This window comes from Kineosporia mesophila (assembly GCF_021129235.1).
Taxonomy (GTDB): domain Bacteria; phylum Actinomycetota; class Actinomycetes; order Actinomycetales; family Kineosporiaceae; genus Kineosporia; species Kineosporia mesophila.
Genome location: NZ_JAJOMA010000014.1, coordinates 189,419 through 201,906 on the forward strand (window position 1 = coordinate 189,419; position 12,488 = coordinate 201,906).

Here is a 12,488-nt window from a genome sequence, read left to right on the forward strand (position 1 = left end):
TCGCCGTGGTCGTTCATGAGCGCCCGGCCACCGGCTCTCCGCAGATCCGCAGCCAGGCCCTCACCGACGTTGTGTACACCTGGTTCACCCGGTACACCTGGGATGCACCAGATGTACCAGGTGTACACACCACGCATGCTCTCCCCGGGGAACCGCTACAACGCGCCGCCTACGTTGGGCGCCCTGGCGACAGAGGCAGCCCGCTCGTCTACGTTGAACCCATGTCGGACTGGTTTCTGCAGTGCCCCCGATGCTCCTGGCGCGGGGCGATCGTCACCACGATCGACCCCTGCCCCCGCTGCCGGGCCGACGGCATCGCCATGGCACCCGAGGTGACGCGCACCGGGGCGGCCGCCACCCCGCGCGACCTGCTGCTCCCCGTCGACCGGCCGGTCACGCTGGGCGAGGGCGACACCCCGCTGGTTCCCCTGCGCAACTCCCCCGGTGTCTTCCTCAAGGACGAAAGGGCCAACCCCACCGGCTCGTTCAAGGACCGTATGGCCAGTGCCGCCGTCTCCTGGGCCCTCTCCCACGGCTACGACACGGTCGCCCTCGCCTCGACCGGTAACGCGGCCCTCTCGGTCGCCGCCTACGCGGCCGCGGCCGGGCTGCGCTGTGTGGTGCTGGCCAAGGAGGGTGGGGTGGTGCCGGGCGTGCTGGAGCCGCTGCGGGCCATGAACGCCGACCTTCACCTGACCGACACCTACGGGGCCCGCTGGGACGCGCTCGCCCACGGCGTCCATCATCAGAAGTGGTTCCCCGTCAGCAACTATCAGACCACGCCGGTGAGCAGCCACCCGGTCGGGGTGCGCGCCTACCGGGCCATCGCCTACGAGATCGCCGAGCAGCTCGGCCGCACCGCCCCCGACCAGGTCGTGATCCCGGTCTCCCGGGGCGACGCGCTCGCGGCCGTCTGGGCCGGTTTTCAGGAGCTGCACACCCTGGGATGGATCGACCGGCTGCCGAGAATGCTGGCGGTGGTGCGCCTTCCGAGCCTGCGCGACGCCCTGCTCCAGGGACTGGAACAACCGGCGGCCACCCCCGCCGAGGGTCCGGTCGAGGCGGTCTCCATCAGCGACCCCCGCGCCACGGCCATGGCGGTGCGGGCCGTGCGCGAGAGCCGCGGTGACGTGCTGGTCGTCGACGACGACCAGCTGCGAACGGCCCAGGCCCAGGCCTATTCGCGGGGCTGGCCGCTCGAGTTGTCCTCGGCCGCGGTTCTCGCCGGTATCGGGATGAAGGACGAGGTGGGCACCACGGTCGGTCTGGTCACCGCGGCCGGCTCCCGGTGATCAGCGCAACTCACCACCCCGGTCGCGCACCATCTCCCGCAACTGGCTGAAGACGCGTCCGCTGCCGATGCCGTCGTGCTCGAACTCGTTGGTGACCCAGGCCTGCGCGTTGCCGAGCCGGCTGAGGGTGTCGCGGGAGAGGTCGGCGTCCACGAACACGTCGTCGGCGTACACCGCTGCCGCCAGGGGCACCTCGTTCGCGGCCAGGGCGGCCGGGTCGTACAGCGACGACCAGGTCTCCTGCTCGGCCAGGGCCTGCATCGCCGGGGCGAACGGCCGCAGCAGGGTCACCTCCTCGAACAGCCAGGGGAAGGCCATCTCCGAGGTGAACAGCAGCGGGCGCCGGTCCTCGGCGAACTCGGGCCGGCGGTCGCGCTCGCGCTGCGCCGACCAGCGGAACGGCCCGTTCGCGCCGTCACCGTAGATCGTCTCCTGCAACGTCCAGAACAGCGGGTTGCCGGCGTTGGAGGTCTTCAGCAGCACGGTCTCCAGGAACGCGTCGCTGAGCCGGCCGCCGGGCAGCAGCCCCTCGGAGATCAGCCAGTGCAGCCGCAGGTGGCCCGGCCCGAAGCCCAGGTCGTTCCCGAGGGTCTGGAAGCGCCGCACCGACAAGGGCGAACCGTCGGGCAGTTTCACCTCGCCCGCGGCCAGGATGTCGGCGATGGCCGAGACCGTGTCGACATCCTGGGGGTAGCGCCGGTAGAAGTCCGCCGTCTTCCCCGCGACCCGGGTGAACGTCCGGCGGTACACCTCGTCGGGATCGGCCGGCGTGCCCGGGACACCTCCGCAGACATAACACGCACTCAGCGCCTCGGGCGCCGTGGACAGGTAGGTGAGCGTGATCCAGCCGCCGAAACTCTGCGCCAGGGTGGCCCACTTCTTCCCGTCGTACCGGGTCGTGCGCACGTGTTCCAGATCGCGCACGATCGAGTCGGCGCGGAAGTTCAGCAGGTGGCCGGCGGCCGCGCGGCCGTCCGGGAACGCCGAGATCACGGTGGCGTCGATCGGCGTGCTGCGCCCGGTGCCCCGCTGGTCCACCATCACCACGCGGTAGTGCGGCAGCGCCTCGGCCGGCCAGCCCGACAGGCCCACCGGCCGCGGGTTGGCCCCGCCCGGGCCGCCCTGCAGGAACGTCAGCAGCGGCAGGTCGTCGTGCCGGCGGTCGGGGTCGACGAGCTCCCGCACGAACACCTGGATGCTCTCGCCGTCCGGATCGGCCCAGTCCAGCGGCACATCCACGAAGAACTCGCGCACCCAGACGCCGGGCAGGGGGTATTCGACCATGCTCATGGAGGCAGCCTGCCATCCCCGCACCCGGCGCCGAGGGCCGGGTCAGCCGTGTCCGCGCGCCGATGCGTACCTCTCGATGGCATCCATGTCGTCCGGCCGCAGGCAGCGGGAGTCGTCGGGCACCACGAGCAGGGCACCGCAGCCCTCGAGTTCCTCGCGTACCGGCCCCTGCGCCGGGATCGCCTCGTCGTCGGTCCAGATCAGCCGCTGCCCCGCCCGCACCACCGCGAGCGCGGCCCGGACCTTCAGCTCCCCGACCCGTTCCCGGGAGGTGTCGTCGCCGCGGGGCAGGGCGAAGGCGGGCGGTACCCCCTGGAGGTCGTACAGATTGTTGAGGCGCCGGGTGTGGCAGGCCCAGGTCGTGGCCCACCGCAGGTCGACCTGCCGGGTCTGGTGGAGGCCGCGGATGCGCCGGATCAGCTCGGGTGCGTACCGGATGCGGTACTCCACCCCCTTGGCCTCGAGCGAGGTCGTGCGCGGTGCCCTCGCCCAGCCCGGCCGGATGCCGTTGATGACGCCGTCCATGTCCAGCAGCCAGATCGGCACACCCGGCGCATCCATGTCCGAGATGGTGACATACCGGGCATCCTGCTCGTCGCTCAGGGTAGGAGATACATCCGGTTCGGTACCAGGAAGGAGCGGCGGGCGTGACCGCCGTCCAGATCAGACTGCTGATCACCCACGTTGGCCACCAGGTCCCAGCCCCGCGCCATCAGATCGGCACGCACACCGGCCTTGAACTCGACCGTGTTCTGCCCGCCGGCGGGCTTGGTGAACAGCCCGGCCGGCTCCCCGTAGCCCTGCTCCCGGAGATTCTGCAGAGTGACCTCGCGCAGCGGGTCGGGGCGGCTGGTCAGGTAGAAGATCGTGAACCCCTGCGCCGCGGCCCACCTCGTCAGCTCCGGCATCCCGGCGACGGCCTGCGGCCGGCGCCCCAGCAGGTACTGGGCGAACGGCCCCTGCGTGTACCCGTCGAAGTCGCACGAGGCGCCGTAGTCGTAGCTGCTCAGCGCGGTGTCGTCGACATCCAGCACCAGGGCGGCCCGCTCGGTCGCGGTGTGGTCGCCGAGATGATGGTGGACGTCTTCCAGCACCTTTCGCAGGTCGCCCGCGTAGGGCGAGTCGGGCGAGATCCGGCCCGAGCCGTCGTCACCGTAGTACTCGCGCACCTCGTCGGCGGGATATCCGGAGGGCACGATGTGCAGGGCCCGCCGCAGCCCCTCGGTCAGTTTCGCCATGTCGGTCATTGCCTCGCGACCTCCGTCCGTCGTGTCCGCGGCGAACACGGTACGGGACGTCACGGAACCCGCGCCCGGGCGCTCGCCTCTGAGCCATCCCGCAGTACGCCGCCTTCGCCGCCGGCCGGCACAGCGGTGACGACGAGAGCAGCCCCGGCCAGATGTTCATCGCCCCGGAGGAGGACCTGCCCGCCGAGGTCCGGTCCGGTCTGGCGGCCCTGTCCCGCTGATCGTCCCGCTGATCGTCCCGCTGATCGTCCCGCTGCCTGTACCGCTGCCTGTACCGCTGACGGACCGGCCGGCCCATGCCCGGGCCGGCCGGTGGTTCTGATCAGCCCACCGGGGCGATCTCGACCGAGTCGACGGACTCGGTGAAGCCCTGGCTCAGCGGCTGGCCGCCGGTGACCAGGCGGGGGCCGAGGATGAGGTCCATCGCGTCGGTGGGGATGTACTGCGGGTCGGTGATGGTCTTGAGCAGCTTGCCGTCGAGGGAGAACGACACGTGCTTCGCGTCGTACTCGAGGGTGGCCGAGTGGTACTGGCCGTCGTAGAGGTCCACGCCGGTGTCGACCTTCAGCGAGACGTCGTTACCGCGCTTGGCGCTCTCGAACCGCAGCTGGGTGTTGCCGAAGCTCTGATCGGTCGTGTAGCCGAAGTTGATCTCGTTGAACTGGTCGGAGCCCCGGTCGTCGTCCCACAGCGCGACGCCCCACCAGACCTTCTCCTTCGGGCGCTCGGTGAGGGAGAAGTTCACCGTGAACTTTCCCTCGGTGAAACGCGCCGGCTTGTAGCGGGCTTTCGACCAGGACCCGTAGTTGTCCGGCGCGACACCGGACTTCAGGCGGAAGCGCGCCTTTCCGGTCTCGATGACGGGGCAGGTGTATTCACACGCCCAGGTCGAGGTATTGAAAGAATCGAAGGTGTCGGTGAAGGAAGTCGCCGCGGCGGTCTTCGTCTTCTTCCTGGTGGGCTCACTGGCCGAGGCCTGTACCGCGGTCACGGTACCGCCGATCAGCAGTGCGACGGCCAGGCCGCCGGTAATACGCCAACCCCGGGCATTCATGGAATCTCCTGTCGGTGGGAACGAAACGAGACCGTAACGACCCCGCGGAGCGCAGATCAACCGATCTTTCCTAAGCCACGGATAAATACCGGAAATCATTCAATCCGGCGCTTCGCAAGCTCTATTGATGGGCCCGCAGACCCATTGACATTCGGGTCACTGAATCAATTCCCGCTTACTGTGGAGGACCCCGTCCCTGAAACAGATCCGGTCGTGCAGTTCGCCGTCGCCGGACGGCGGCGGGTCCTGCGCGTAGTACGTGGTGCCGGTGACCTCGGCATCGGTGACGGTCGCGTCGACCATGTCGAGGGGAAGGTTCTCGTCGACGGTGACCTGGTCGTCGCCCACCGTCAGGGAGTCGAGGCTCACGGCTCGCCGCTTCGGGATCGGCGGCCACGAAGAAGGCACCGACGCACGACCCGAGAGACAGCACGAGGCGGCGGCCCCGGCACGGGCCACCCGGAACGGTTACGGACCTCGGCCACCAGGGCGTCGTCCTCGTACCGCACCTCCACCCGCACGGGCGCCCCACCGGCATGGCGCAGCGCATTGGTGATGCTCCCCTGCACCACGCGGTACCCGGCAGGCTCAGCCAGCGAGTACCACGGCCGGGCCCGGGGCCGGCCAGCTCGATGTCGGCGAGAGAGGTAGACGTCCGCCCCGGAAAGGCTCGAACCAGAAGGCAAGACGGAGCAGCGCCGTCGTCAGTGCGAGAAAGAATGTGAGAACGACCTCGTAGGCCAGACGCAACCGATCTGCGCGGTCAGCGGAGCGCACCCGTCCGACTACCGAAAGCACCGGATTCACCGTCACGCAGCAGGATATTCAGGGGCGTTATCGCCGGATTCCCGATGAAGACCCGTCCCGCGCACGACAACCGGCGCCTAGCAGTAACCGGCACCATCGTGCAAGGCGGCCAGCAACACCCCTTACTTATGTGTTTAATGTGAAAGGTGAACCCGAAGAGAACGTTAAATGGCATTCTGAGACGCACAACCGGCTTCGAACTGACGCGTCCCGTGCCACCAGTTCCCCAGGGGCTCGACCGGGCCGTCAATCGCCTCAACAAGGCGACGGCGCGCCTGGAGAAGCTGGCCCTCGCCCAGCCACCCGCGTCGCCCACCGCGTCGGCAGCCCCGGCAGCGGCGAAAGCCCCTGCCCAGCCGAAGGAAAAGCCGCTCCCGCGGGACTTCGACGACGAGGCGCGCGACATCGTCACGGCGGTGCGGCCCTACACCGCGGCGAGCAACGAGAAGCTGCACGCGCTGATCACCGCGGCCCGTCATCTCCACGACCACCGGGTCGACGGCGCCGTCGTGCAGTGCGGGGTCGGCCGCGGTGGCTCGATGCAGGCCGTGGCCCGCACCCTGCTCGCGGCGGGCGAGCGCAATCGTGACCTCTTCCTGTTCGATACGTTCGGGGCCGTGGAATCCGTGGACGAAGTGCGCGCCGGCCTGGCGGCCGTCCCCTACCCGGACGAGCACGTTCACCTCGTGCCGGGCAAGGTCGACGACACGCTGCCCCAGCACGCGCCCGATGCCATCGCACTGCTGCACCTGGACACCGAGTGGTACTCCTCCACCCGGCACGAGCTCGACCACCTCTACCCCCGGCTGGTGTCCGGCGGCGTGCTGCTGCTCGACGACTACGGCTGGTGGCAGGGTTCCCGGCAGGCCACCGACGAGTGGCTGCGCGAGAACGGCATCGACCTGTTGCTCTGGCGTGCCGGTAACGGCCGCGTGGCGATCAAGCCGTAGCCGCCGCGTGCCCGACTTCGACTTCCCGGACGGCCAGTACCTCGCCGTCACCGTGCGCCTGGCCCTCGACACGGGCGGGCAGACCGCCATGTTCCTGCTGCGCAGCAGACTTTTCGCCGAGCGCGCGGGCATCGTGCCGACCCTGGTCTCGTTCGACGACCAGCCCGACTACCCGCGGATCCGGGCCGAACTCGCCGCCCGGGGCTCGGTGGCGCCCTCCACGGTGATCGTCAACCTCTTCGAGTGGTTCCGGAACGAGCGCACCCCGCTCGCGGCCGACGACGCCGCCCTGCTGCCGCCGGTGCCGGGCCTGAAGGCGCACGACGTCCCGCACCCGGACGGCACCGTGCACCTGACCGCCTACCGCAGCCGCGACGGCTCCGACGTGGTCACCGACCACCGCCGCGCGGACGGCAGCGTGTACCTGCGCCAGGGACCCGACGGGGTGGTGCTCTGCGACCGCCGCGGCCGGGTGGTGCGGGAGTTCTCCGGTGTCGGCGCCCTGCGCCGCTGGTGGCTCACCGGCCTGTTCGACGACCAGCCCAGGCGGCCGGTGATCATCATGTCCGACAGCCGTTTCGCGACGCGGCAGCTGGTGCCGCTGACCAACCGGCGCCGGGTGCGGCTGATCCACGTGGTGCACAACATCCACGTCCAGGAGCCCTACCAGTGGGACTCCCCCGTGCACCCGACCCACCTGCCGGTGATCGAGGCGATCCCGCGCCTGCACGCCCTGGTGATGCTCACCGAGCGCCAGCGCGACGAGATCGCGGCCCGGTTCGGGGCGATGGACAACGTGCACGTCATCCCCAACCCGATCGATCACCGACCCGGCAGCGATCGCCCGTTGGATCGTCATCACGCCGATTTCGTCATGCTCGGGCGCCTGGAGAAGCAAAAGCGCCTGGAGGACGCCGTGGTCGCCTTCGCGAAGGTGGTCACCCAGCAGCCCCAGGCCACGCTGACCATCTACGGCGAGGGCAGCCAGCGGGCCGAACTGGAGAAGCTGGTGGGCAAACTCGGCCTGCGGGCGTCCGTGCGCCTGCCCGGGCACGACCCGGCGGCCAAGGACTACCTGCGCTCGGCGACGGCCCTGCTGCTGACCAGCCGGTTCGAGGGGTATCCGCTGGTGGTGCTGGAGGCCCTGGACCGGGGCTGCCCGGTGATCGCCTACGACATCGCCTACGGCCCGCGCGAGCAGATCGCCGACGGCGAGAGCGGTTACCTGGTCCCGGCGGGCGACACCGGCGCCCTGGCCGAGCGCATGCTGCGGCTGATCGCCGACCCGGACCTCACCGCGCGGATGTCCACGGCCGCCCGTCTCAGCTCGGCGTCCCACTCGATCGACGCGTACCTGACCAGCTGGCAGGGTGTTCTGCGCGCGGTCACCGCCAAGGCGTAACCGCTTTCGCGCCCCGACCACCATCACGAGGAGAACGGCTGTTATGCGACGGCGCCTGCTGTCAGCCCCGGCCCGGGCGATCCCGGCCGCACTGGTCCTGATCCTGGCCGTCGGCCTGGCGGCCTGCACCGCCTCGGCCGAGGCGGGCCAGCTGGAGGCCGCCGCCCCCACGACGGCCGAGCGCACCAGCCAGGACACGTCCCGGCCGAACATCGTGTTCGTGCTCACCGACGACCTGTCGATGAATCTGCTGCAGTATCTGCCCACGGTGCAGCGGATGCAGCACAAGGGCACCTCGTTCTCGCAGTACTTCGTGACCGACTCGCTGTGCTGCCCCTCGCGGGCGTCGATCTTCACCGGCCGCTACCCGCACAGCACCGGGATCTACCGGAACTCCGGCCCGCAGGGCGGGTACAAGACGTTCATGAAGAAGGGGCTCGACGGCGACACTTTCGCCACCGACCTCCAGACCGCCGGGTACCGCACGGCCATGATGGGCAAGTTCATGAACCAGTACGCCACCGGTGAGCCCGGGGCGGCGCTGCCGGTGCCGGAGGGCTGGGACGAGTGGGCGCTGGCCGGTAACGCCTACGGGCAGTACGACTACACGCTGAACCAGAACGGCACCGTGGTGAAGTACGGCGACGAGCCGGAGGACTACCTCACCGACGTGATCGGGGCCCGGGGCCGCGACTTCGTCGCCCGGGCGGCGGCGAAGAACGAGCCGTTCATGCTGGAGGTCGCCACCTACACCCCGCACAAGCCGTACCCGGTCGCGGAGCGGCACCAGAACCTGTTCCAGGATCTGAAGGCACCCCGCACCGCGTCGTACGGCAAGAAGCCGCAGAACGCCCCGGCCTGGATGACGCAGCCCGCCCTCACCGAGGCGGAACAGAAGAAGATGGACCGCGACTTCCGCAAGCGGGCGCAGGGGGTGCAGGCGGTGGACGACCTGGTGCGCGGTCTGTGGGAACAGCTGCGGGCCAGCGGGATCGAGGACAACACCTACCTGGTCTTCAGCTCCGACAACGGCTATCACATGGGTGAGCACGGGCTGATCTCCGGCAAGATGACGGCCTACGACACCGACGTGCACGTGCCCCTGGTGGTCATGGGCCCCGACGTCACCGCGGGCCGCACGGTCGACGCGATGGGCTCGAACATCGATCTGCGGGCCACCTTCGACGACATCGCCGGCCAGAAGACCCCGAAGATCTCGGACGGGCAGAGCCTCGCCGGCCTCTGGGGCTCCTCCCCCGAGGACTCGGCCGGGCCGGACCGCGACCTGGTGCTGATCGAGCACCGCGGCCCCGACGTGGATGTGAAAGACCCCGACTACGAGGGCTTCCGCAGCGCCAACCCACCGAGCTACGAGGCCCTGCGCAGCCGCGACTGGCTGTACGTCGAGTATGTGAACGGCGCGACCGAGTACTACGACCTGCGCAAAGACCCGGAACAGCTGAAGAACATCACGGGGAAGCAGTCGAAGGAACGCCTGGCCTCCCTGAGCAAGAAGCTGCACGAGGTCATCGACTGCGAGGGCACCCAGGCCTGCGCGAAGGCCCAGCAGCTCGACTAGCTCTTGGGGTGGGCCTGGAGGAAACGCTGGGCGAGGCGGGCGTTGCGCTCGATGTGCAACGCCTGCCCTCCGATCAGGGCGACGCAGAGAACGGCGAACACCAGTCGGGGCAGATCTGTCTGGAAGACCAGGCCGCCCAGCTGGGACACCGTCGCGGCGCCGAGCAGAAGAGCCGCCGGGCGTCGCGACTTCAGGGTCTCGGCCAGACGGCGCAGCCGGGGCAGATCCGCCTCGTCCGGCTCCTCGCGCAGAACCCTGGCGATGTCGCGACCGGTGTAGGGCTGGTAATTGACCTCGCCGGCCGCCCGGCGGCGTTCGGCGTCCTCGATCGACCTGAGGTAGAGCAGAACCCCGCCGGGAATCAGCAACAGCAGCCCGAACACCTGAATGCCGACACCGATCCAGCCCAGAGTGCCCTCCCGTTCCATGCCCACATCGCACCGGACAAAGGCGACCCCGGCAACTCGGCAACGGCCCGGACGGGAAACGGGCCTGCGACGAAAGCGGGACTCGCCACCACCAAAGATTCCGAAGGAAAGGAATCAGGCTCCGCAAGCGCATTCTCGCCACCGGCACCGCTCTCACGATCGGCGGCGGCGTCGGCGTCGGCGTCCTCACCCTGGGCCAACGAGATCTACCAGGGCAACGCCCCCACCTCGTCCGTGATCCGGCAGATCTGCCCCGGGGAAAGTTTGCCTGATCACGGCAAAAAGAGAGAAGGACGTCATCAACAACAACCAGCCAGGCCGAAGAGCAGCCACCGTCCAGCGTTCCTAGGCCGGCGTCACCAGCACCGCCACGTCCCAGGCGCCCAGGGCCAGGAATTCGCCCTCGGTGGTCCTGGCTCCGGTGTGCAGGTTCTCGGCGGCCATCGGGACGGCGACGGACACCTCGTCCCACGACCAGTTCTGCACCACCCAGAGCCGCTCACCGCGCTGGTTGACGGCGGAGTGCACCCGCACGGACGGCTCTTCCGGCTTCCACAGCGCCACCGAGGGGGCCGCTGCCCAGGAGAGCACCGCGTCCGCAAGCTGGGGGTTGGGCAGACAACCGACCGTGGACACCCGGCCCGCACCGTGCGCGCGGGTGGTCACGGCGGCGTAGGAACCGTGGAACGGGTGCACGTAGCGGGCCACCACGGTGGCGTCGGTCACCTGGTACGACTCCGACCACTCCAGAGCGGCCGCCCCGTCGGGGATCTCGATACCCTCGACCCCGATGACGGGCACCGGCCCCGCCAGGTTGGTGTACTCCTCGTACCAGGCCCCCGCGGCCGCGCTCAGCCCGGCGCCCGGCGCCACCTCGAGACGGGCGCGGACCTGGGTGTCGGCGTATCCGGTACGGGGACCGACGATCAGATGGCCGCCCGCCTCGGCGTAGGCCAGAAGCCATTCGATCACGAGGTCGTCGGCCGCGTAGTAGGCGGAGGCGACGAACACCGGGATCGTCCGCGCTGTTTCCTCGGCGTCGACATCGGTCAGGGCGCTCGCGTGGAAGACCCGGGTCTGGAGCCCGGCGTCGAAGGCGCCGCGGGCGAAGGCCTCCACGAGAGGGCCGTAGGAGTCGGGGATCGGCATACCGTCCGGTGCGGCGAGCGGGCCGAACTTCTCCAGCGCCCACTTGCTGGCGTGGTCGTAGAGCAGACCTACCTGGGCGTCGGGCTGCAGACCGGTGATCCGGTCGCCGAACCCGGCCAGTTCCTGGCCGATCGCGGCGATCTCGCGGTAGGTGCGGCCCGGCTTCTGGCTGTGCGGAAGCACACCGCCCCAATAGGTTTCCGGGCCGAAGTGCAGGGTGTGCCAGTGCCAGTACTCGATCATCTGGGCGCCCCGGCTGATCAGGGCCCAGGCCGCCTGACGGCGCTGACCCGGGTAGCCGGGCTGGTTCATCGACGAGAACCCGATGGATTGCGCCCCGACCTCGGTGACCAGGAACGGCTCGTGCCGGGTGCCGAACATCCAGTCGGCGCTGTGGTAGAGGGCCCAGGTACCCTGCGTCCACCAGGTCTGGCTCTTCACCTCGGTGTCGGGCAGGGCCAGCGCGTCCTGCGCCTTGAAATACGGGTTTCCGGCGGTGACGTCGAAGATCTCGCCGAGCGCGTCGTCCCGCACCGTCGGGCGGCTGTACGACATGCAGGTCATCACGAACCGGTCCCCGGCGTACTCCCGCACGATGCCCGTCTGCCACGACATGAACTCGGTGAGCAGGTCGGCCTGGAAGAGCCGCCAGGCCAGGTCGTACTGGGGCAGGGAGTTCGCGTCGGGGCGCCACAGGTCGCTCCAGTCGCTGAGCCGGTGCGACCAGTAGGTCAGGCCCCAGGCCTCGTTGAGTTCCTCCACGGTGCCGAAATCCTGGCGCAGGTGGTCGCGGAACCGCTCGAACACGCCGTGGTTGTGCAGTACCCAGGCGCCGGGCTCGTTGTCGACCTGGAACCCGATGATGGACGCGTGGCTCGCGTGGCGCTCCAGGATGCGGCGCACGACCCGCTCGGCATGGAAGCGGAAGGCGGCATGCGTCACGTCGATCTCCTGCCGCATTCCCCAGCCGAACTTCTGGCCGGTGGCGATCTCGGCGTTGATCTCCGGGTAGCGGCGCTGCAGCCACGGCGGGATCGCGTAGGTCGGCGTCCCGAGGATCACCGAGATGCCGTGCTCGGCGGCGGCGTCCAGCACCGGGGTGATCCAGTCCAGGTCGAAGACACCGTCTTCCGGCTCCCAGGTCGACCAGACCGATTCCCCGATCCGGATGACGCTGAAACCGGCGGCCTTCATCTCCCCGAAGTCCTGCCGCAGCCGCGGCGTCGGCTGGTACTCGTGGTAATACGCCGCGCCGTAGAGGATCTGGGACGGTGTGTAGCTCATGACGGT

At 69.6% G+C, this 12,488-nt stretch carries 11 protein-coding genes; 4 read left to right on the forward strand and 7 right to left on the reverse strand.

The features are described from left to right. Nucleotides 1-221 precede the first annotated feature (221 nt). On the forward strand, nucleotides 222-1,292 hold the full coding sequence (locus tag LR393_RS20745; protein ID WP_231485728.1) for a pyridoxal-phosphate dependent enzyme: 1,071 nt from the start codon (nucleotides 222-224) through the stop codon (nucleotides 1,290-1,292). Here LR393_RS20745 and LR393_RS20750 read toward each other — a convergent pair whose 3' ends face one another. The 5 genes from LR393_RS20750 to LR393_RS20770 all read right to left on the reverse strand — a co-directional run bounded on the left by LR393_RS20750 (nucleotide 1,293) and on the right by LR393_RS20770 (nucleotide 5,252). Beyond that, the gene (locus tag LR393_RS20750; RefSeq protein ID WP_231485729.1) at nucleotides 1,293-2,582 is read right to left on the reverse strand and encodes an alpha/beta fold hydrolase; all 1,290 of its coding nucleotides are present in this window, start codon (nucleotides 2,580-2,582) and stop codon (nucleotides 1,293-1,295) included. A gap of 42 nt (nucleotides 2,583-2,624) precedes the next feature. Beyond that, nucleotides 2,625-3,143: a hypothetical protein gene (locus LR393_RS20755; RefSeq protein ID WP_231485730.1), complete on the reverse strand. Its 519-nt coding sequence runs from the start codon at nucleotides 3,141-3,143 to the stop codon at nucleotides 2,625-2,627. A gap of 38 nt (nucleotides 3,144-3,181) precedes the next feature. Next, nucleotides 3,182-3,883 carry an HAD family acid phosphatase gene (locus tag LR393_RS20760; RefSeq protein ID WP_231485731.1) on the reverse strand — a complete coding sequence of 234 codons (702 nt, stop codon included), beginning with the start codon at nucleotides 3,881-3,883 and terminating at the stop codon, nucleotides 3,182-3,184. Between the two features lie 268 nt (nucleotides 3,884-4,151). Continuing rightward, nucleotides 4,152-4,883: a LamG domain-containing protein gene (locus tag LR393_RS20765; protein ID WP_231485732.1), complete on the reverse strand. Its 732-nt coding sequence runs from the start codon at nucleotides 4,881-4,883 to the stop codon at nucleotides 4,152-4,154. Nucleotides 4,884-5,039: 156 nt separating this feature from the next. Next, nucleotides 5,040-5,252 carry a hypothetical protein gene (locus LR393_RS20770; RefSeq protein WP_231485733.1) on the reverse strand — a complete coding sequence of 71 codons (213 nt, stop codon included), beginning with the start codon at nucleotides 5,250-5,252 and terminating at the stop codon, nucleotides 5,040-5,042. Nucleotides 5,253-5,902: 650 nt separating this feature from the next. Between LR393_RS20770 and LR393_RS20775 the strand changes: the two genes are divergently transcribed. From LR393_RS20775 to LR393_RS20785, 3 genes are read left to right on the forward strand one after another with little or no spacing between them, the layout of a single operon-like run. Further along, a complete protein-coding gene (locus LR393_RS20775) occupies nucleotides 5,903-6,640 on the forward strand; it encodes a TylF/MycF/NovP-related O-methyltransferase (protein ID WP_231485734.1) in 738 nt (245 codons plus the stop codon). 7 nt (nucleotides 6,641-6,647) lie between these two features. After that, a complete protein-coding gene (locus LR393_RS36540; RefSeq protein WP_231485735.1) occupies nucleotides 6,648-8,042 on the forward strand; it encodes a glycosyltransferase in 1,395 nt (464 codons plus the stop codon). A 43-nt stretch (nucleotides 8,043-8,085) separates the two neighbouring features. After that, nucleotides 8,086-9,621, forward strand: coding sequence for a sulfatase family protein (locus LR393_RS20785; protein ID WP_231485736.1), 1,536 nt, complete (start codon nucleotides 8,086-8,088; stop codon nucleotides 9,619-9,621). Here LR393_RS20785 and LR393_RS20790 read toward each other — a convergent pair. Both LR393_RS20790 and LR393_RS20795 read right to left on the reverse strand, forming a co-directional pair. Continuing rightward, nucleotides 9,618-10,049 (reverse strand): hypothetical protein, encoded by a 432-nt coding sequence (locus LR393_RS20790; RefSeq protein WP_231485737.1) that lies wholly within the window; start codon nucleotides 10,047-10,049, stop codon nucleotides 9,618-9,620. The genes LR393_RS20785 and LR393_RS20790 overlap by 4 nt on opposite strands. A gap of 345 nt (nucleotides 10,050-10,394) precedes the next feature. Then, the gene (locus LR393_RS20795) at nucleotides 10,395-12,482 is read right to left on the reverse strand and encodes a beta-galactosidase (protein WP_231485739.1); all 2,088 of its coding nucleotides are present in this window, start codon (nucleotides 12,480-12,482) and stop codon (nucleotides 10,395-10,397) included. Nucleotides 12,483-12,488: the final 6 nt, after the last annotated feature.

Bases quoted from the DNA above. Each gene is read 5' to 3' on its own strand.
- LR393_RS20745 (WP_231485728.1), top strand. From the start codon at position 222: ATGTCGGACTGGTTTCTGCAGTGCCCCCGATGCTCCTGGCGCGGGGCG.
- LR393_RS20750 (WP_231485729.1), bottom strand. From the start codon at position 2,582: ATGAGCATGGTCGAATACCCCCTGCCCGGCGTCTGGGTGCGCGAGTTC.
- LR393_RS20755 (WP_231485730.1), bottom strand. From the start codon at position 3,143: ATGGATGCGCCGGGTGTGCCGATCTGGCTGCTGGACATGGACGGCGTC.
- LR393_RS20765 (WP_231485732.1), bottom strand. From the start codon at position 4,883: ATGAATGCCCGGGGTTGGCGTATTACCGGCGGCCTGGCCGTCGCACTG.
- LR393_RS20785 (WP_231485736.1), top strand. From the start codon at position 8,086: ATGCGACGGCGCCTGCTGTCAGCCCCGGCCCGGGCGATCCCGGCCGCA.
- LR393_RS20790 (WP_231485737.1), bottom strand. From the start codon at position 10,049: ATGGAACGGGAGGGCACTCTGGGCTGGATCGGTGTCGGCATTCAGGTG.
- LR393_RS20795 (WP_231485739.1), bottom strand. From the start codon at position 12,482: ATGAGCTACACACCGTCCCAGATCCTCTACGGCGCGGCGTATTACCAC.